This is a genomic window from Halorubrum distributum JCM 13561 (assembly GCF_000337395.1).
Classification (GTDB): domain Archaea; phylum Halobacteriota; class Halobacteria; order Halobacteriales; family Haloferacaceae; genus Halorubrum; species Halorubrum distributum.
In genome coordinates this window covers 1-19,892 of record NZ_AOJF01000024.1, presented here as the reverse complement: position 1 = coordinate 19,892, position 19,892 = coordinate 1, and the positions used below count along the sequence as shown (strand labels likewise).

The following is a 19,892-nucleotide window of genomic DNA, read 5'->3' as shown; positions in this document are numbered from 1 at the left end:
ACCACCGCGCCGAAAAGCGCAGCCGTGACCGCGTCGCCCGTCGGTTCGGAGACGTCGCGCGGCTCAGTCCCGGCGGTGGCCGGCCGGCTTCTTCCGGTCGACCTCGACCTCGACGTGGATCGAGTCGGGGAAGTCGCGGCCGACGACGTCGCGCGCGATGTCGTCGGCGCCGTGGATCTCCATCGAGCGGCGGTACACGTCGTAGCGCCACGGCGAGAACTCGTCGCCCGGCGAGAGGTTCTTGTACAGCGGGACGGTGACGTTCTCCGAGGGGCTCGCGTGCGGGCCCTTACACTCGGCGCCTTTCCGTTCGAGCGTCTCCTTGAGTTCCTGGACGGTCTCGACGAGCACGTCGCGGTCGCCGGACGCGAAGTCGAGCTTCGTGACGAAGGTCATGGCTGGGGGTCGTTCCTGAATGACCGCCCGAGCGGTAAAAACGCATCTACCCGTGCTGGACGCGCGCGACCCCGCGCGAATCCCGCCGGGAAACCGGTCGACGCCGCCGAGTCGCTTCTCTCTGTTCGGGAGTCCGACACGCTCTTTAGGGGTGATCGCTTACCTGCGGCCAATGACGGTCGAAGCGACCAGTGCCGGAGCCATCCTCTTCCGCGACACCCGCGGCGAACGGGAGTACCTGCTCCTGAAGAGCCGACCGGGGGACTGGGAGTTCCCCAAAGGCGGGGTCGAGGGGGACGAGGAGCTCCAGCAGACGGCGATACGAGAAGTCGGCGAGGAGGCCGGTATCGAGGATTTCCGGCTGATCGACGGGTTCCGAAGGGAGTACGACTACGTGTTCGAGGCGAACGGGAAGACCATCCACAAGACGGTCCACCTGTTCATCGCCCGCTCGTTCGAGGCGAGCGCGGAGCTCTCGAAGGAACACCGCGACCTCCAGTGGCGCGACTACGACCAGGCGCTCAACACGATCACGCAGGACGGCCCGCGCGAGATCTTAGAGGAGGCGCACGACTACCTCGACGAGCGGAAGGACGAGGAGAACGGGAAGTACGTCTGATCGGGACGCGGGGGCGGCGCGGGCGACGACCGCCCCGCCCCGAGCGGTCCGCTTTTGTCCGCCGCGCTCGACGGTCCGACCAGTGACGCCCGACGCCGAGTTCGGCTACGAGCTTCTGGTCTGCCGGTACGCCGAGCTGGCCTGGCACCCGAGCGAGGGGTCCCGTCCCGCGTTGGTCTCCCGCCAGCTCGGCACCAAGGACCGGCGGTGGGACACCGTCGTTATCGAGCTCGACCCGGAAGCGTTCGAACGGCGGCGCGAGTTCGGCGACCGGACCATCGACTCCGACCTCCTCCACGTCGTCCGGGGCGCGCCCGCCGAGTGGGCGTTCTACCGCGACGCGCTGCCGCACCCCGGCTACCCGTGGCGCTACGTCCGGCAGGCGGTCCACCGCGCCGCGGGCCGGGACCTGATCGAGAAGCGCCGCGACGGCAACCGAATCGAGATCCGCCGGAAGCGACCGTACCCGGACTGGGTCGAGCGGATCGTCGCGGTCGAGAACAAGCCGGACCTGGACCGCTCCGCGGCCGACCGGCTCGCCGACCAGCTCGACCACGACATCGAGACCGCGCTCGCCGACGAGGCGTGGCTCGCGACCGAGACGACCGGCGAGCGCGTCGAGCCGGCCCTCCTCCGCGAGATGCCCGTCGAGGCCGGGATCCTCGCGACCGACTTCTCGGCCGGCCTCGACGCTGACGCGGCCGGCGTGGCGTGGCACCCCAGCGACCTCTCCCCGGGAGAAGGCCAGCGCCGCGACCCCGAGACCGAGACGCTGCGGCTGGAGATCGCCGAGCGCGCCTACGGCAAGGGGTGGCGCTCGTACCACGACACGATGCGCCCCGACTGCCGGCACTTCGAACTCCGGCGCGAGGGGCGCGCGCTCGTCCCGCACTGCGCGGCGAAGGGGAAAGTCCCGACAGCGCGGGAGTGTTCCGGCTCCTGCCCGGAGTTCTCGCCGGAGCCGCCACAGTGGCGCACGAAGGGGTGGCCCATCGAGGGCGGGCCCGGGAAGGGGTTCGAGCGGCTACTGCGGAGACGGCGGGAACGCGAGCGGGACCGGGCCGAAAGGGTTGAGTGAGCGGCGGCGCCAGCGAGCGTATGCGGTTCCCGAGCCCGTCGCCCTCCGAGTACGCGCTCAACACGGCGCTCGTGGTCCTCACGCTCGCGGTCCTCCAGTACACCGGCTGGCTTTGGGCCGACCCCGCGGGCCTTGACCCGGCGTTCCTCGTCGCGGTCGCGGTGATGTTCCCCGCGTTCACGTACCTGATCGCGCTCGTCGGGGCGAACGTCCGGTCGAACCCCAAGTGAGCGACTCACCGGAACCGACCGGGCCGTAGCGGCCGCCACATCGGCCGCCGCCTACGCCAGCGCGGCCGCCAGCTTCTCGATCGGATGCGACGGCTCCGGCACCTCGCCGGGGCCCTCCTCCAGTTGCGTTCGGCAGGAGGTGCCGGGAGCGACGAGTTCGTCGCCGTCGCTGGCGTCCACCTGCTCGAACAGGTTCTCGCCGATCGCCTTGCTCATGGAGTAGTGCTCGGCCTCGTAGCCGAACGAGCCCGCCATCCCGCAACAGGAGGAGTCGAGGGGGTCGACGCCGTAGCCGGCCCGGCGGAGCACGCCGACCGCGTGGTGGTCCTTCTTCGTCGCCTTCTGGTGGCAGTGACCGTGGTAGGTGAGCGACTCGGTGGGCGCGTCGAGCGCGAGCGACTCGTCGAGCCGGTGGGCGTCGACGTACTCCATGACGCCGTAGGCGTGCTCCGAGACGGCCGCCACGTCGGCGTCGGGCACGCCGCTGGCGTCGCCGTCGAGCAGGTCGTGGTAGTCCGACTGGAGCATCACGGCGTCGGAGGGCTCGACGACGACCACGTCCCACCCGTCGCGGACGTCGGGCGCGAGCGTCTCCACGGCGTCTTTCGCCGTCGCGCGCGAGACGTCGAGCATCCCCTTCGAGTGGGGCGGGCGCCCGCTGCCGTCCACGTCCGGAATCTCGACGTGGCAGTCCGCGGCCTCCAGCACGCGCACCGCGGCCTTCCCCGCGCCGGGGTTCGTGTAGGTGGTGTACACGTCGGGGAATAAGAGAACGTCGCGGGCGGCCTCCTCGCGCGGGACGCCCGCGCCGCCGCGCGCCTCGAACCAGTCGACGAGCGTCTCCGAGCGGAACTCGGGGAGGTCCCGTTCTTTCGCGATCCCGAGCGCCTTCTCCGCGACGAGGCCGCTCCCGGGGATCTTGTTCGGCAGGTTAGAGAGCGGGGCGAACTTCGAGGCGAGCGGCGCGAGCGACTCGAAGCGGCCGAGCAGCCGCGTCCGGAGGTCGATCCCGTGCTCCTCGTGGTGGGCGTGCTCGACCTCGGCCTTCAGCTTCGCCATGTCGACGCCGCTCGGGCAGTCGACCTTACAGCCTTTACAGCCGACGCACAGGTCCATCACCTCGGTGACGAACTCGTCGTCGGTCGGGTCGTCGGGGAGCTCGCCGGAGATGGCCCCGCGGAGCATGTTCGCCCGGCCGCGGGTCGCCTGGATCTCCTCCTCCGACGCGCGGTAGGTCGGGCACATCACGCCGCCGGTCGTCTCCTGCGGGCCGCGGCAGCCGCCGCAGCCGTGACACAGCTCGACCATCCCCTGCATCCCGTTGTCGACCGCCCACTCCATCGCGGGGTCGAAGCCGGCGTCGTACTCGTAGTCGGCGTCGAACCGCAGGTTCTCGCTCATGTCGGAGTCGCCGCAGACGTTCCCGGGGTTGAGCAGCCAGTCGGGGTCGAACGCGGTCTTGAGATCGCGGAACGCCTCCCAGAGGTCGTCGCCGTACAGCTTCCGGTTCCACTGGGTGCGCGCGCGGCCGTCGCCGTGTTCGCCGGACACCGACCCGCCGAGCCGGACCACCGCGTCGGTGACGCGGTCAGCGATGTCGACCATCGCGTCGACGTCGTCGACCTCCTTCGTGTTGATCAGCGGGCGGATGTGTAACACGCCCGGCCCGGCGTGCGCGTAGAAGGTGGCGAACGTGTCGTTGTCCGCCAAGATCTCCTGGAACTCGCGGGTGTACTCGGGGAGGTGTTCCGGCGGGATGGCGCAGTCCTCGATGAAGGAGATGTGCTTCTCGTCGGTGGTGCGCGAGAGCAGGATCGGGAGGCCCGCCTTGCGCATCTTCCAGAACCGGTCGCGCTGCTCCGGGTCGTGCGCCTCCATCGCGTGGGCCGCCCGCCGGGGGTGGCTCGTCGTCTCGGCGGCGCCCGCACTCGGGTCGGCCGCGGTGTCGACGGCGGCGCCGGACCCGTCGGCGGCCCCGCCGTTGGCGGCGGCGCCCACCCGGTCCGCGATCAGGTCAGCGACCTTCTGTTTCCCCTCCGCGTCGTTCTCCGCGTAGAACTCGACGAGGAGGACGGAGTCGGTGCCGTCGGGCAACATGCCGACCACGTCCTCGAACTCGGGCGTGTCGGCGGCGAGGCCCAAGAGCACGTCGTCCATCACCTCGACGGCGGCGGGGTCGTGTTCGAGACACGCCGCCACGTCCTCCATCGCGTCGAGGAGGTCGTCGTAGGTGAGCAGCGCCACCGCCTTCGTCGCGGGGATCTCGACGAGCGAGACGGTCGCCTCCGTCACCGTCGCGAGCGTCCCCTCGCTGCCGGCCATGAGGCGGCCGAGGTTGACGACGCCCTCCTCGCCGTGCTCGCCGCGGTACTCGGCGAGCAGGCGGTCGAGGTTGTAGCCGGAGACGTTCCGCTTCAGCTCCGGGAACCGCTCGTCGATCCGGTCGGCCTCCTCGTCGAGGATCCGCACGACCTCGGCGTGGATTCGGGGCAGGAGGTCGTCGGCGTCGGGGTCCGCGGACTCCCGAAGTTCCTCGACCGCGACCTCGCCGAACGTCGTCACGGTGCCGTCGGCGAGGACGACCTCCAGCTCCTCGACGTAGTGGTCGGTCTTCCCGTACTTCAGGGAGTGCGAGCCGGTGGAGTTGTTGCCGATCGCGCCGCCGACGGCGGACTTGTCGCGCCACGCCGGGTCGGGCGCGAACTTCAGCCCGTCGCCCTCGACCGCGGCGTTGAGGTCGCCGACGTACGCGCCCGCCTGAACGCGGGCCCGCTTGGCGTCGGGATCGGTCGAGAGCACGTCGTCCATCTCGCCGGTCAGGTCGAGGACGACCGCCTCGTTGACGGTCTGCCCGGCCAGCGAGGTGCCGCCGCCCCGCGGGAGGACGGGGATCCCCTCCGCGTAGCAGTACTCGTGGACGGCCGCGACGTCCGCGGTCGACTCCGGGACCACGACGCCGATCGGGGTGACCTCGTACGCCGACGCGTCGGTCGCGTACAGCCGCTTCGAGTAGTCGTCGAACCGCACGTCGCCCGCGACGCGGCGATCGAGCGCGTCGACGAGGTCCGGTCGCTCCACCGCGCCGCCGGTGTAGTCGAAGTCCCCGCCGTCCGTCGGGTCGGGACCCGGGGTGTTTGTCGCCATGCGAACCCCTCGCAGTCGAACCGTGAAAAACTTCCTGCCGTCTGCGCGTCGGGGGAATTCGATCGCCCGCGCGGCGGGCGAGACCGCCGCGTGCCGGCCGCGCTATCGCCGCCCGGGAGCCGTCGCAAAAGCCATATGCCGGCCGGCGAAGGCACGATCATGTCACTCGCAGACACGTCGACGTTCACCCGGCGGCTCGACGACCTCGGCGTCGCGGTCGCTGCGGGTCCGCCTGAGGAGTGCGCGACCATGGTCGAGGCGGCCGCGGGCGAGCCCGCGGTCGGCGTGCCGCTCGGTCGCTCGGGGCCCGACGGGCTCGCCGACTCGCCCGCGACGCTCCCGGACCGCGTCGAGACGGAGCCGACGACCGCCGACCTGCGCGCGGCGCACACCGGCATAACCGCCGCGTCGCTCGGCGTCGCCGAGTACGGGAGCGTCGCGCTCGAGGCGGACCCGGCCGGGACGGAGCCGGTGAGCCTCTTCGTCGACCGCCACGTCGTCGTCCTCCGGGAGGCCGACATCGTCCCCGACATGCCCGACGCCTTCGACTGGCTCGGGCCGCGGGCGCGCGACGAGTCGGCCGACGTGGTGTTCGCGACCGGTCCGAGCGCCACCGCGGACATGGGCGGGCTCGTCCACGGCGCGCACGGACCGAAGGAGGTCCACGTGGTCCTGCTTCGCGACGACGGCGCGACGGACGGCTCGGACGCCGCCGACGCGGCGGAGGGAATCCAATGAGCAGCGACGCCGAGGCCGGCGCGAGCGACGCCGCTGGCGCGGGCGACCCCGACCGCGAGGCGAAGGCCGAGCGGATCCGCGAGCTGTTGGCGACCGAGGGCGACGCGGTCGCCGAGAACACCCGCGGGTTCAACGACGGGCGCTACGAGTCGACCGGTCGCCTCGACGACTACGAGGCGCTGAAAGACGAGGCGCGCGCCATCAAGGAGGACGCGATCGAGCGGCTCCCCGAGCTCATCGACGAGGTGCGAGAGACCGTCGAGGCGAACGGCGGGACCGTCTACCTCGCCGACGACGCGGCCGACGCGAACCGGTATATCCGCGAGGTCGCGGCCGACCGTGGCGCCGAGCGCGCGGTGAAATCGAAGTCGATGACCTCCGAGGAGATCGAGGTGAACGACGCGCTCGCCGCGGACGGCGTCGACGTCGTCGAGACGGACCTCGGCGAGTGGGTGCTCCAGCTGGCCGACGAGGAGCCCTCCCACATCGTCGCGCCGGCGATCCACAAGTCGCGCGAGGCGATCGCGGAGCTGTTCGCCGAGCGGTTCGACCCCGACGACCCGCCCGAGACCGCCGAGGAGCTCACGATGTTCGCCCGCGAGCGGCTCGGCGAGCTGATCGAGGGCGCCGACCTCGGGATGACCGGCGCGAACTTCGTCGCGGCCGACTCGGGCACCATGCTCCTCGTCACCAGCGAGGGGAACGCCCGGAAGACGGTGACGGCGACCGACACGCACGTCGCGGTCGCGGGCGTCGAGAAGCTCGTCCCGACCGTGGAGGAGTTCTCTCCCTTCGTCGAGCTGATCGGACGGTCGGGGACGGGGCAGGACGTGACCTCCTACATCTCGACGCTGACTCCCCCGGTCGACTCGCCGGTGCCGGACTTCGAGGACGACGAGACGCCGCTCGCCGACGGCTCCGACGCCGACCGCGACTTCCACCTCGTCTTGATCGACAACGGCCGACTGGCGATGCGGGACGACCCGGAGCTGAAGGAGACGCTGTACTGCATCCGCTGTTCGGCCTGCTCGAACGCCTGCGGGAACTTCCAGAGCGTCGGCGGCCACGCGTTCGGCGGCGAGACGTACTCCGGCGGGATCGCGACGGGCTGGGAGGCCGGCATCGAGGGGCTCGACACCGCGGCCGAGTTCAACGACCTCTGTACCGGCTGCTCGCGCTGCGTGCCGGCCTGCCCGGTCGGCATCGACATCCCGTGGATCAACACCGCGGTCCGCGACCGGATCAACCGCGGCGAGGCCGACCCGAGCCAGCTCGACTGGGCGTTCGAGGAGCTCGTCCCCGACGAGGAGCCCGGCGGGCTCGATCTCGGCACGCGGCTCGTCGGCAACTACGCGACGCTGGCGAAGTGGGGCCACCGGACCGCCCCGATCGCCAACCGCCTCGCGAACGCCGGCCCGGTGCGCGCGCTCGCCGAGCGGGTGGCCGGGATCGACCGCCGCCGCGAGCTCTCCGAGTTCGCGCGCGAGTCGCTCGTCGAGTGGTTCGACGCCCGCGGGGGCCCCGCGGTCCCGGCCGACGAGGCGACCCGCGAGGCCGTCGTCTACCCGGACACCGCGACGAACTACGTCGACGTCGAGCGCGGGAAGGCGACCGTCAGGGCGCTGGAGGCGCTCGGCGTTCACGTCCGCGTGCCGGACCTGCCCGGGAGCGGTCGCCCGCCGCTCTCGCAGGGGATGGTCGCGACCGCCGAGGCCGCCGCCGAGGACCTCTACGCCGGGGTGGCGCCGCACCTCGACGCCGGGCGCGACGTGGTCGTGATCGAGCCGAGCGACCTCGCGACGTTCCGCCGGGAGTACGAGCGGTTCCTCCCGGTCGACTCCTACGAGCGGCTCGCGGACGCGAGCTACGACGCGATGGAGTACGTCTTCGGTCTGCTGGAGAACGGCGCCGACCCGGCGGGGCTGCGCGCGCCGAGCGAGGGGACCGGACCGGTCGCGTCGGGGAAACGGATCGCGTACCACCCGCACTGCCAGGCTCGAACGGTCGAGGTGGGCGAATACGCGACCGCGACCTTCGAGCGGCTCGGCTACGACGTGCGCGTCTCCGACACGGAGTGTTGCGGGATGGCCGGCTCGTTCGGCTACAAGACGGACTACTACGAGCTGAGCGTGGACGTCGGCGAGCCCCTCGTCGAGCAGTTCGGCGACACCGACCGCACCGTCGTCGCCCCCGGCACGTCCTGTACCGAGCAGCTCGACGCCCTGCTCGACGCCGCCCCGAGGCATCCGATCGAAGTGATCGCGCCGCGAGGGTGACCGGGTCCCGAGCGCCGGGAACCCGCCGGCGTCCGACGCGCGTCGTTCGACAACGAACGCTTATTAGGCGCGCTCGTGTCCGTGTCGTGTATGAACGCAGCCCCCGAAGAGATCACGGCGCTCGTCGGTCGCGAGGTGTACTCGAGCAACGGCGTTTTCGTCGGTGAGATCGAAGACATCCAGCTGGACTTAGACGCGCGCGCCGTCACCGGACTCGCGCTCGCCGAACTCAACCACGAGCTGTTCGCCGGACAGGTGGACGGCTCGACCGGGGTCGTCGTCCCGTACCGCTGGGTCCGCGCGGTCGGCGACGTCGTCCTGATCAACGACGTCATCGAGCGGTACGACGCCGGCGAGGCCGACGAGGAAGGGAGCGAAGTCGAGGCCCGCCCGGACGCCCGTTAAGCGAGACCGAGCGGCGGCCGTCCGTCGCGACCTCAGAACGGAAGCGCGTCGCGGAGGCTGGCGATCACGCCGCGCTCCTCGCGGCGGGCCTCGTCGAACACCGGGTATAAGGCGTCGAGAAACGCCGTCTCGTTTTCGAACTCTTGCTGCGGCACGCGGTCGAGCGCGTCCGCGAGCGCGATCGACCGTCCCTGCGCGTCGTAGGGAACCTCCTGGTCGCCGAGCGCGTCCCGGAGCTCCGCGGCCGTCGCGGGAAACGACACGTCAGCCTCGTCGAGCCGGGCGTCGAGCGCGGCGATGCCGAACTCGATCGCCTCCGGCTCCTTCGTATCGCCGCCGCCGGGTGGCCGTGCTGCCATTACGACCGGATATTCCCTCCGACGGCTTGAAACCCCTGCTCTCGGCTCACTCGGGGACCGTTTCGGTCGGCGGTTCGGCGTCGACGACGGCGAGTTCGACCCCCTCCCCGGACCGATCGAAGGCGGCGACCGAGTCCTCGTCGTACGGCGGGACGGCGACGATCACCACGCCCGCGAGGTCGTCGGTCCGCGACACCCCGAGGAACCCGTCCGGGTGCGAGACGAACCGCGCGCCGCCCTCGCCCGCCGGCGTGCCGAGGTCGACGCCGAACACGGAGCTGACGGACCCCCCCACTGACGGGAGCGTGAAGTGGGTCACCACCGGCGTCGCCGGGTCGATCCCGAGATCGGTCTCGAACTCGCCGGCCGGCGTCGCCGAGAGGCGGAGGTTCGCCTCGTCGGGGTCCTCGCTCGCCGCGCGCTCGCGAAGCACCGTCAACAGGTCGCGGGTGACGTAGATCACTGGTCGGCCGTCGCTACGGGACCCATTGACAAAAGGTCACGCACAGTGCGATCGGGTGGGTCAGCTGGCGGGGTCGGCCGGCGGAGTCGGCCTCCGCCGCCGGCCGCTGTCCGCGTTCAGAACGGCAGCGCCGACTTGAGCGTCTTCGCGTACAGCCCGGGGGCCTTCGACCGTGAATCGGAGAGCGCGTCCTCGAGGGCGACTGCGGCGCGCTCGTGGACGCCCACGCCGTGGCCGACGAGGACGCGCTCGGGGTCGAGCCCGGAGAGCGCGCCAGTCGGCGGCGTGAGTCGTAACATGGGGTGAACGCCGAGGCGCTCGCGGTCGCCGCGGAAGTACGAGGCGTTGCCGAGCGACTCGGGAACGATCAGCGTCTCCCCGTCGAAGAGCCCGACCTCCTGCCACGGCGGCAGGGAGGAGTCGCGGATCTCGATCGCCTCGAAGCCGGTGTCCGCGAGCCGCGAGCCGAACCGCTCGACCTCGACGTCCGGGTCGAGCTCTTCGGCGACGCCAGTCATCCACTCGGGGACGTACACCGGGACGTCGTGGCGCGCGGCGAGTTCGCCGCTGTCGCGCACGTGGCGGTCGAGTCCGACCACGACGCCGGCGACAGTGCCGAGGTCGTCAAGCAAGTCGTCGACGCCGGGCGCGTCGACTGGGTCGACCACCCACACGTCGTCGCCACCCGTCTCCTCGTTCGCGACCGCGAACGCGTGGCTCGCGCGCTCCATCGTCTCGTCGGGGTACGCGATCCAGCCGACCCCGCCGTCGTAGCGATCGATCTCGTGGAGGTCCGGCTCGTCGCTTTTCATTCCCATACCCGCCGTTCGGCCCGGACCCTTGTTAAGCCGTCTCCGTCGGAACGCCGTTCCGGCACCGGCCCGCGCGTCCGCGAGCCTACTCGTCGGCCGCCTCGTCCGGCCACTTAATCGAGCAGCCGCGCGAGGGGCGGTCCGGAATCTCCACGTCTTCGCCCGCGAGGACGGCGTCGACCGCGTCGCGGACGTAGAACTCGGTCGCTTCGTCGTCCGGGTTGAGCGCGTCGTCGAGGCGGCCGTGGTAGCGGAGCCGCCACGCACCGTCCTCGCGGCCGAAGAGGAACGGGTCCGGCGTACAGACGGCGTCGTACGCGGCCGCGACCGCGCCGGTCTCGTCGCGGAGGTACGCGTCGTACGCGACCGTGCCGTCCGCGACCGCCTCGCGCATCGCCTCGAAGGAGTCGTCGGGGTACTCCTCGGCGTCGTTGGGATTGATCCCGACGACGGCGAGGTCGTCGTACTCGGCCGCGAGCTCGTTCAACAGCCCGATCTTCGCCTTCGCGTACGGGCAGTGGTTACAAGTAAAGATGACGAGCAGCGCGTCCGTCTCGAAGTCGTCGAGCGCGTACGTCTCCCCGTCCGCGCCGGGCAGTTCGAAGTCGGGCGCGGCGTCGCCGCGGTCGAGCGCCGAGTCGGATTCCATCTGAACCATGTGTAATCATACGGACGGGAGCGGAAAAGGCGTTGCGCGGGCGAGACGAGTCCGCCATCCGGACACCGCACCGTCGACTCAGTACTCGATGGTCGCGGAGTACCGATTCAGAACGGCCACGAGCCCGGCGCCGACGAGCGCGGCCAGCGCGAACCGCGGCGCGGCCGCGCGCCAGGACTCGCCGCTTTCGGCCAGCCGCGCGGACACCTCCACCAGCGGCGCGCGAAGCGCCCCGACGACCAGGCTCACGAGGAACGCGAGCGTGGCGGCCCGCGCCCGCGACAGGGCGTAGCGGACCGCGTGCGCGATGGTGAAGAGCCCGACGACGCCGCCGAGCAGGAACGTCGCCACCGGCGGCAGCGTCTCGACGAGCGCGTCCGCGCCGTCGCCGAGCGCGAGCACGCCCGCCCCGTCGACGAACCGCGCGACGACGCCGGACATGTACTCGTACTGGCCGAGGACGATGAGCAGGAGCGAGCCCGAGATCCCGGGTAACACCATCGCGCTGACGGCGAGGCCGCCCGCGACGAAGACGACCGGCAGCGGGCTGCCCAGCGCGGTCGCGGCGACGCCCGACGCGAGGAAGGCCAGTGCGAAGCCCGCGACCGCGGCGGTCTTCCGCCGGAGCGTCGAGAGGTCGACGTCGCCGAGCAACACCGCGGCGCTGGCCGCGATCAGCCCGAAAAAGAAGCCGTACGTCGCGACCGGGCGGGTCGAAAGCAGGTAGTTCACGCCGCTTAACACCGTGACGACGGCGGTGCCGATCCCGGCGCCCAACATGAGGAGGAACGCGCCGTCGACCTCTCGGAACGCGGCCCGCGCGTCGGCCCGGCTACCGGGTCGTACGCCGGCGAGCACGCGCCGCACCCGAGCGGGGTCGATCGCGGTGACCGCCGCGATCAGGCGCTCGTAGATTCCGACGATCAGCGCGATGGTGCCGCCGGAGACGCCCGGCACGGCGTCGGCGCTCCCCATCGCGATCCCCTTCAGGTAGATCGTCGCCCACTCGCGGAGGTCGGCCATCTGCTCGCACGAAGCGCAGCCGAAGTAAAGAAGGGTGGGATCGAACGACCGCGTCGCCCGCGCTGCGCGCGAGTCGGCGTCCGCGTCAGTTCGGTGCGGTCGTCACGGTCGTCGTCGCGGTCGTCGCCGCCGGCTCGACGCCGATCAGCGACCCCGCGTCCGTCGAGTTCGTCGTGTTACCGCCGTCGCTTCCGCTCTCGTCGTCGACCGGACACTCCGAGTCGCCGCTCGGACAGTCGATGATCTGTTCTTCGAGTTCGACCGTCGCGGCCGAGTCGTCTTCTCCGACGACCTGCCCTTCGGTCACCTCGACCTGCCCGACGCGCTGGGTGGTGTACAGGTCGTCGCCGGTCGTCCGCTCGGTGGTGACGTTGTACGGTCCGGTCGCGCGGACGCTCGTGTTCGTGTACCCGTTCTCGGGGCCGAACTCCTCGTAGCCTGTCGTCGAGTACGGGAGCGTGAACTCGAAGCTTCCGTCGTCGTCGGCGGTCGCGTACTGTGTGTACTCGAACGTCTGGCCGTTCGGCTTCTCCATCTCGACGGTCGCTTTGACCTCCTGACCGGGTTCGGCGCCCGAGCCCTCGACGGTCGCGCCCGGCACGCGTTCGAACGTCTTGACGAAGTCGTCGCGGAACGCGCCGAGGAACGACTCGCCGAACGTCGCCTGGAGGTCGACGCCGAACCGTTGCGCGAGGATGCTCGCCTGCTGTGCGTACGGCGAGCGACCCGGCGCCTCCGTGGCGTGAACGAGCCGGTAGTGTTCGAGCGCGTCGAGCCGCTCGGAGGGGACGCCCATCACGCCGCCGACCTGCGCCGAGCCGTCCTCCTCGACGTACGACCGCGCCGCGGAGAGGTTATCGAACCGCTGGATCGGCTGGCCCTCGCTCGGGAGGACCCTGATGTCGACCTGCTCGCCGGACCGGGTCTGTGCCGTCTGCGGCTCCCAGTCGAGGACGACCGGCTGCGGCTCGACCGCGCTCCCGTAGTGCTGGTAGAGCCGGATCATCTGGCTCTCGTGGTAGCGCTGGGTGCGCGTCTGGAGCGCGGCCCGGAGCCCGCCCTGCTGGCCGTTCTGTCCTTCGGTCCGCTGGTAGAGCAGTTCGTTGAAGTCGCGCACCGTCTCGTTACCGCTGTAGAAGGTGACCGGGGCGTTGAACTTGGAGTTCGGCGACGCCATCTGCCAGTCGACCATCACGTAGCGGGTGTTGTTCCCCTCGGTGCTCTGGCTCGCGAGCACCTCCGCGGCCTCCTCCTCGCTCGGCGCGAGCAGGTAGTCGGCCGCTTCGCCCGCGTTCTGTTGGAACGGGTTGGCGTTCGGGATGCGCTCGGCGCGCGTGGTGATCCAGTGGCCGTAGTCCCACCACGACTGGACGCCGTAGGCGCCCTCCGGATACTCAAAGTCGCCGTCGGCGGGGCGCTCGTAGGTACCGTACAGTTCCATCGGGTTGTCCGCACCTTCGAGCTCGCCCGGCTGGGGCGTCTCGTCGTTCATCCACTGGAGGCTCTCGTCCCACTGGACGACGCTGCCCGGCTGGCTGGAGTTGCCCGCCTGCCAGACCGGCGTGGCGACGCCGACGAGCGGGACGATAAGAATTGCGAGGACGGCGGCGACGGTGAGTATCTGCCAGCCCTCAATCTCGCGGAGCGCGTCGAGCGAGGTGAGCTCCAGGGCGTCGAGCGCGACTTGGAGGAAGTACGCCGTGCCGACCGCGACGACGACGGCGAGGTAGTAGTTGAAGCGGACCTGCGTGAACGCGGCGCTCCCGATGAACGCCGCCCACACGACGAAGTACAGCTCCTCGGCGTCGTACTCGACCAGGAAGGTCGCGCCGACGAGGAAGGCGGCGGCGATGAGCAGGCCGATCACCTGCCAGTCGACGCCAACGAGGCCGCCGATGGCGCCGTACGCCTGCGGGACGGCGTAGACGGAGCCGATGACTGCGAGCGCGGCCGGGATGTACAGCGTGTGGTTGGTGTCGTCGGAGCGGTAGAGCGGGCGCGCGAGGATGTAGATGACTGCGGCGAGTGCGAGGAAGAAGGCGAGCCCGTACTGCGAGAGGACAAAGTTCGAGAACGAGGCCCCTTGGAGCGGGGGTTGCGCCTCGCCGATGGTGCGGAACTGTGCGGTGGCGCTGAACCCGACGGTTCTGAGTAGGTTGCTCACAAGTGTAGACCATAATGAAGGAATCACCAGCCATATGATCCCAGCGGAGGCAAGAATAAGTCCGCCGACAGTTGCGGGATAGGTTTCAGTATCGAGGTCGCGCCCTTCCCACTCCCGGGCAAGCCATACGAGGAACACGGCGCCGAACGCGACGCCAAGTGGGAGGATAATTTGAAGAAGCGAGTACTCAGATGGTGCGAATGAAAAGGTATCAAGCGGAATAATCTGCATCAGCCCCGCAACGGCCATCGCCACCACACCGACGAACGCGACCGGCTCGGGGCTTTTCCCGTGGTAGGTGTCACTCGTGAGTTTGACCGCGAGGAAAATCCCGGTAAAACCGACCATCAGAATCCCCGGCTGCCACGTCCAGATGTAAAAGCCGAGTGCGACACCGGCCGCTACGGCGTAGACGATGGGCTTGCGGAGAGCGTCCCAGTCTTGATCGACCACGAGCTCCCACACCGGCTTCTCACGTTCAGCGACACCGAACGCGGCGAGGAATGCGAGGATAGCGGTGCTCTGGAAGAACACCTCGGCCACGCTGTGGTCGGGGAACCCGACGAGGGTGTACCGGAGGAAGGTGCCCGAGAAGAGCGCAAGCGTCGCTGCTCCAGCGAGCGCGGGAACGCGGTCAACAAACCGCCGCGCGATGAAGTACGTCGGAACCGCGACGAGCGCCCCCACGAGCGGTGCCATGACGAGCATAACTTCTTCTGGACTCCCCATGATCGGTTCGGCGATCCAGATGCCGACCGCCATGATGTAGTCCCAGAGAGTGCCGAACTGACCGGCGTTGTTCCCAATTGGGAACCCAGTCCAGACGTCGTACGGGAGTGTATTCGGCCAGTTCTCAAAGAGGTAGCTCGTCGTCCGGAGGTGGTACCACGGGTCGTTGCCGCGGAAGTACACCTCTCCGTCAACGACGAAATTTCCGTATGACTGGAGGCGGGTCCAGAGCATGAAAACCAGTACGCTAAGGAGGGCCGGAACGTGGAACCATCGTTTAAACAGATCGGCTGGGGACCGATCCGATCCAGTCGATGGGTCGCTCGCTTCGCTCATTACGTCATGACGACTCCCAAAACGCGCATAAGGCTTGCCATCTCCTCTTTCGTTTGCGTCATTCGTGGTTTCGAACGCTTCCCGAAGAGTCAAAGTAAAACCGTGTGTCCCTGTCTATATGGATCTCAAACGGAAGCTCATCACTTCCCTTCCACAGTCAGCCAAGCGAGTTCTGGCTGTCCCCTACGATTATTATCAAACCTCAAAAGCCGACCGTCAATTTTCAAACAGAGATTTCCCCTCTAAGCAGCGTTCGGAATCCGCCCCAGATCACATCATCTGTGTCGTCGTTGACGCGTTACGCGCCGATCACGTCAATTCCGATCTGACCCCATATTTATCGGGGCTTACCGGAACAACGGCAGTTTCTCCCGGTACGTGGACGTTCCCAACGGTCTCATCTCTTCTTTCAGGGTTATATCCCCACGAACACGGAGCGATGCGACAAACTGACGACCTCGATGACACCGAAGGAATTACGCTCCCTCCTCGGATGGATGAGGATCAACTCACCATTACGGATGCGCTCGCGGGAGCCGGCTATGATTCGTATGGGGGATTTGGACATGACACCCCGTTCGTGGCGCTTTCCGGGAGATTTCAGACACACGAATTGTATCACACGATCACCGCCGGTGCCGACGAACTACTCGACGATTATCTCGACTGGGTCGAGGGACGGGACCAAACTTTCGCGTTCCTCCACCTAGCGGATCCGCACGCTCCGGTCGACCCGCCCTCAAAGTACAAACGCAAACACAACGTCGACGATTCGATCCCGGAACTGGAAAACTGGCGGTACCAAACCGATGTCGACTGTGAGAGCGACTGTCAGCGCTATCGAGAACATCGCCGCCGGCTCTACCGATCATCTGTCGACTACGTCGATGACGCGCTCGAGCGGTTCGACACGCGGCTGAACGAAATCATAGACGAGCCGCTCCTCGTCGTTACGTCTGATCACGGAGAAGCCCACTGGGAACACCTTGAGTTCGACATCGAACACTTCGGTGGCTCCGGCTGCGTCGACCACGGTGGGGCGCCGTACGAAGAGATCGCACGCGTGCCGTTGCTGACGAATGCGGACTGGGCCATGGACGGTCTCACATCGCTAATCGATTTACCCGCCACGTTCACGGACGTCACCGGTATCGAGTTCACGAACACGTCTGGCCGATCGCTTTGCGAGAGTCACGGGTCGGATCGGTTCGCACTCATTGAGGGGAGCCTCAGCGGACACGAGAAGAAAGCCGTCTACCACCGCAACTTCAAGCTCTTGGCATCCAAGGGCCACGGCGTAGAAGTAGGGTACTCACTTCCAGAGGAGACAATCACCGACCTACCAGATGATATCCACGAATCCCTTCGCGACCAGCTCCCCGCTTGGCCCGCCGAGAACGACTCCGAGACGGAGGTCTCCAGCGTCGTTGAAAATCGACTCGAAAAGTTGGGATACAAATAGTCGGATCGCTAGCGGAAACGGTGTTTTCCCCTGAGTCGGCCGTGGTGAGTTCAAGCGCTGCTTCGGGTGCCAGCTCAAAGGCGTTAAAACGGACCGAACAGTTCGCGAAATTGCGTCCGGACAGTCCGGGACGACGCTTCCCACGTATACCGCTCGGCGGCGAGTAATTGGCCGTTCTCTCCGATCTTCTCTCGAAGATCCGCACTTCGGGCCAGCTTCTCGATCGCGTCTGGCATCGCTTCAACCCCCGCGACGAGGATATTATCTCCGTCACGTACCTCGATTCCACGAACGCCGAACGGCGTCGATATCACGGGGAGGCTTCGGGCGAAGTACTCGATCTGTTTAATGTTGGTCCCACCGCCGGACAGCATCGGATTTAAGCCGATGTCGGCCGCGTCGAAGTGCGCTTCAAAATCCTCCTCAACGTATCCGGTCGTCGTGACGTTGGGAGGAAGTTCTCGGTCGTCGAGGGCGTTTCCGACATCTCCGAGTACGAGGAAGTGAAACCCGTCGTCTCGGCCGTGGAAGTCCCGAGCGATTTCGACCACCATATTGGCTGCCTCGACGTTCGGGCGGTAGTTGCTTCCCATGAACAGCGAGACGGTCGCATCCTGTGTGATATCGTATTTGCGTCGAACTTGCCGAGCGTCCTGTGAGCCAGGGCGATGTTCTCGAAGATCGTCTTCGTAAGCGCCATTCGGGGCGACAATAATGGGCCCACCCGGATCGTATCGATCTTGGTAGACGTTCGCGTCCCGCTCTCCAGTACAGATCGTCGCGTCCGTCTCTTCGACTGCTCTTCGTTCTAGGGCAGCTACGCGCTTCCGGACTCTGTCGGCGAACAGCGGTTGATCGATGTCGGCGAAGCGCTCAGTCTCTACGTTGTGGCTCGAATACACCACAGGAGCGTCCGGCTTCACGTGATCAAGGATGTACGGCAGCTGCCACGGTTCGCGTACCACGACGACATCAGCGTCCGCGAGCATCTCGTTGAGGCCGTTGCTCGCCACGCGGAGCGACCGACTGGCGAATAGGTTCGGGTAGCCGAGTAGCATGGGCGCTTTCGGCAGTTCGTGAATCGGATGGAGATGTCGTCGCTCCTCGTACCCGTCAGCGATCGTCACCCATCGTCGGAGATCGAACGATCGGTACATCGCGGGGGATCCCCCCTGACAGTAGCGGCACACGGAGTCGCCGAACTCTGGAAACTCCTTCATCAAGCCGTGTGTGCGATGATCGCCTCCCATTCGCGGCGGATACGTGACGTAGGGAGCGACTTGGCACACGTACATACAATAAAACAGATCTCTTCTGTGCTTAGTTGTATGGAGACAATTCCTATATAATAACTGCGGGAAATCCGTCGATCAATTATTGATCATTGTATTGGTTGGGAACAGAAATTCGGAGTAATATCCAAACCCTTTGATTGTAGTAAGAAATAAATCAATCAGCGTCCAGATTGGTCTTGTTTGTGTATCGAACTGATCACCACTAATTCCACTAGGTCGGGGTGGCAATCCAGGTTTCCCATATCGTGAAGGATGACGACGCTGTAATTGACAATGACCTCGACCAATTCGCATATTCCTATTGACTAATGAGCTAAATGATGTTCTAGCAGGATGGCAAATAGTTACACGATCGGTATAGTGAAGTTTATAGCCGCATTCCTTTACGCGATTCCCGAACTCCATGTCTCCGGTTGAAATCAGGTGCTCGTCAAACTGACCAATATCATCAATCAATTCTTTTGTCACAAATAGGCAAACAGTCGGAGCATAGCCATGCTTTTTAATTAGCTCCTCAATCATAAATGTTGTATGTTGATTGTATTTTGAGAATACGGTTTGCTCGTTACTATCATCAACGACTTTGACAGCACAACCCATATACTGCGCTCCGGCGGAACTCATTTCATCCACAGCATGAATGAGCCAACTCTCAGAAACAGTAACGTTCGCGTCTAAGAATACAATATAATCGCCTGTTGCACGCTCAATGCCGGTATTACGAGCTGCATACGATGTTTGAACTTCGGCCTCAGATGCATGATTAACTAAATCCGTATTTCTTGCGAATTTTTTTATTATTTCCCCAGTGTTGTCACTTGAGTTGTTGTCAACGACGATTATTTCATCTAAATCAGAGTATTGAGTATTATTTAGGATGGATTTAATCGTTCGAGAAATACCCTCAGGATCGTTGTATACAGGAATCACTATCGAAATACTTCCATCCGACTTAGTGTTTGATGTCGTCATTCGAGGTACCCGAGTTGTTTCAACCGCTTGTTGGTTCGCTCTTTAACAGAGCTAATATTTGAATATGGCTCAAGCGTCGGTTTGAAACTATTGTTATCGGTTGCTGAGGTAGTTATCCACGGTACCCTTCGGATGGAAGGGTGGAGTATACCAATCGGATGTTCGTAAATAAATCTGATTTCACCAAAACCTTCACGATGGTCGGCATTGATCACATCAGTGTCAGCACCTATATTATTAACTACGATCTCAACTTCATCAAGGACTTCTTTCAGTTGATGTATGTAGGCATTCCAAACAGGTTCGAAACCGTGTCGGTCCTTTAGATATTCAAACGGATTTTTTTCATAACCTTCGAGTTTTGTTCTCCCTTCCGCCCTTGTATTCGTTGCGTACGGGTGGTGGGGCTGAGAATAATGAAGGATCATCCGTTCGGAATTGGTATTCCGTGAAATATCAATACCTCTCTCAGTTACTGGTCGGGGCTCAGTAAGCCATTCCGAACAACGTTCAGTATATAAAAATGGTTGATCAAGCACCTGAAACAGATCACTGCTTACTGTCGGCCAGTTAGGATATGACCATCCTCTGTCGTCGTCAGGCCGCTCACATTGTTCAAATACACGCTGAGTGAATCTATTTACAGGGCTGTGTTGAATCGCTGTAAGGCGGAGGGATTCACTGTTTGACGAAGCGTTTGATGTTATAGACGACACACATCAGCGCGATTTCG

Annotated in this window: 18 protein-coding genes; 7 read left to right on the top strand and 11 right to left on the bottom strand. The window is 66.0% G+C overall.

Going from position 1 to position 19,892, the window contains the following annotated elements; all coding sequences use genetic code 11:
• Nucleotides 1-63: 63 nt before the first annotated feature.
• The gene (locus C470_RS02805) at nucleotides 64-396 is read right to left on the bottom strand and encodes an uS10/mL48 family ribosomal protein (protein ID WP_004596139.1); all 333 of its coding nucleotides are present in this window, start codon (nucleotides 394-396) and stop codon (nucleotides 64-66) included.
• A 172-nt stretch (nucleotides 397-568) separates the two neighbouring features.
• Here C470_RS02805 and C470_RS02800 point away from each other — a divergent pair, with 172 nt between their 5' ends.
• The 3 genes from C470_RS02800 to C470_RS02790 all read left to right on the top strand — a co-directional run bounded on the left by C470_RS02800 (nucleotide 569) and on the right by C470_RS02790 (nucleotide 2,323).
• Complete coding sequence (locus tag C470_RS02800) at nucleotides 569-1,015, top strand: bis(5'-nucleosyl)-tetraphosphatase (protein WP_007344414.1); 447 nt, start codon at nucleotides 569-571, stop codon at nucleotides 1,013-1,015.
• Between the two features lie 82 nt (nucleotides 1,016-1,097).
• Nucleotides 1,098-2,093 (top strand): DUF5787 family protein, encoded by a 996-nt coding sequence (locus C470_RS02795; RefSeq protein ID WP_008365155.1) that lies wholly within the window; start codon nucleotides 1,098-1,100, stop codon nucleotides 2,091-2,093.
• 20 nt (nucleotides 2,094-2,113) lie between these two features.
• On the top strand, nucleotides 2,114-2,323 hold the full coding sequence (locus C470_RS02790; RefSeq protein ID WP_008365153.1) for a hypothetical protein: 210 nt from the start codon (nucleotides 2,114-2,116) through the stop codon (nucleotides 2,321-2,323).
• 51 nt (nucleotides 2,324-2,374) lie between these two features.
• Here C470_RS02790 and C470_RS02785 read toward each other — a convergent pair whose 3' ends face one another.
• A complete protein-coding gene (locus C470_RS02785) occupies nucleotides 2,375-5,467 on the bottom strand; it encodes an FAD-binding and (Fe-S)-binding domain-containing protein (RefSeq protein WP_008365152.1) in 3,093 nt (1,030 codons plus the stop codon).
• Nucleotides 5,468-5,626: 159 nt separating this feature from the next.
• Between C470_RS02785 and C470_RS02780 the strand changes: the two genes are divergently transcribed.
• The 3 genes from C470_RS02780 to C470_RS02770 all read left to right on the top strand — a co-directional run bounded on the left by C470_RS02780 (nucleotide 5,627) and on the right by C470_RS02770 (nucleotide 8,886).
• Complete coding sequence (locus tag C470_RS02780; protein ID WP_004596134.1) at nucleotides 5,627-6,205, top strand: LUD domain-containing protein; 579 nt, start codon at nucleotides 5,627-5,629, stop codon at nucleotides 6,203-6,205.
• Nucleotides 6,202-8,481 (top strand): LUD domain-containing protein, encoded by a 2,280-nt coding sequence (locus C470_RS02775; protein WP_008365147.1) that lies wholly within the window; start codon nucleotides 6,202-6,204, stop codon nucleotides 8,479-8,481. Before C470_RS02780 ends, C470_RS02775 begins: the two co-directional genes overlap by 4 nt.
• A gap of 90 nt (nucleotides 8,482-8,571) precedes the next feature.
• On the top strand, nucleotides 8,572-8,886 hold the full coding sequence (locus tag C470_RS02770) for a PRC-barrel domain-containing protein (protein ID WP_004596132.1): 315 nt from the start codon (nucleotides 8,572-8,574) through the stop codon (nucleotides 8,884-8,886).
• 32 nt (nucleotides 8,887-8,918) lie between these two features.
• On the opposite strand, the gene C470_RS02765 is transcribed toward C470_RS02770, so the two are convergent.
• The 6 genes from C470_RS02765 to C470_RS02740 all read right to left on the bottom strand — a co-directional run bounded on the left by C470_RS02765 (nucleotide 8,919) and on the right by C470_RS02740 (nucleotide 15,430).
• Nucleotides 8,919-9,245, bottom strand: a complete 327-nt coding sequence (locus C470_RS02765) for a DUF5789 family protein (protein ID WP_004596131.1) — start codon at nucleotides 9,243-9,245, stop codon at nucleotides 8,919-8,921.
• 46 nt (nucleotides 9,246-9,291) lie between these two features.
• Nucleotides 9,292-9,708 (bottom strand): hypothetical protein, encoded by a 417-nt coding sequence (locus C470_RS02760; RefSeq protein ID WP_008365145.1) that lies wholly within the window; start codon nucleotides 9,706-9,708, stop codon nucleotides 9,292-9,294.
• Nucleotides 9,709-9,824: 116 nt separating this feature from the next.
• Nucleotides 9,825-10,520, bottom strand: coding sequence for a hypothetical protein (locus C470_RS02755; protein WP_007344408.1), 696 nt, complete (start codon nucleotides 10,518-10,520; stop codon nucleotides 9,825-9,827).
• An 85-nt stretch (nucleotides 10,521-10,605) separates the two neighbouring features.
• Complete coding sequence (locus C470_RS02750) at nucleotides 10,606-11,178, bottom strand: thioredoxin family protein (protein WP_049908547.1); 573 nt, start codon at nucleotides 11,176-11,178, stop codon at nucleotides 10,606-10,608.
• A 78-nt stretch (nucleotides 11,179-11,256) separates the two neighbouring features.
• Nucleotides 11,257-12,201, bottom strand: coding sequence for a DUF368 domain-containing protein (locus tag C470_RS02745; RefSeq protein ID WP_008365138.1), 945 nt, complete (start codon nucleotides 12,199-12,201; stop codon nucleotides 11,257-11,259).
• 85 nt (nucleotides 12,202-12,286) lie between these two features.
• Entirely contained in the window at nucleotides 12,287-15,430 is a 3,144-nt protein-coding gene (locus C470_RS02740) for an oligosaccharyl transferase, archaeosortase A system-associated (RefSeq protein ID WP_049908546.1), read from the bottom strand.
• Nucleotides 15,431-15,548: 118 nt separating this feature from the next.
• Here C470_RS02740 and C470_RS02735 point away from each other — a divergent pair, with 118 nt between their 5' ends.
• A complete protein-coding gene (locus C470_RS02735) occupies nucleotides 15,549-16,892 on the top strand; it encodes a sulfatase-like hydrolase/transferase (protein WP_049908543.1) in 1,344 nt (447 codons plus the stop codon).
• Between the two features lie 83 nt (nucleotides 16,893-16,975).
• Here C470_RS02735 and C470_RS02730 read toward each other — a convergent pair whose 3' ends face one another.
• The 3 genes from C470_RS02730 to C470_RS15540 form a co-directional block, all read right to left on the bottom strand.
• A complete protein-coding gene (locus C470_RS02730) occupies nucleotides 16,976-18,049 on the bottom strand; it encodes a glycosyltransferase family 4 protein (protein WP_343122407.1) in 1,074 nt (357 codons plus the stop codon).
• 213 nt (nucleotides 18,050-18,262) lie between these two features.
• Complete coding sequence (locus C470_RS15205; protein WP_082226634.1) at nucleotides 18,263-19,159, bottom strand: glycosyltransferase; 897 nt, start codon at nucleotides 19,157-19,159, stop codon at nucleotides 18,263-18,265.
• Nucleotides 19,156-19,698, bottom strand: coding sequence for a hypothetical protein (locus C470_RS15540; RefSeq protein ID WP_152418625.1), 543 nt, complete (start codon nucleotides 19,696-19,698; stop codon nucleotides 19,156-19,158). The genes C470_RS15205 and C470_RS15540 overlap by 4 nt, the downstream gene beginning before the upstream one ends.
• Nucleotides 19,699-19,892: the final 194 nt, after the last annotated feature.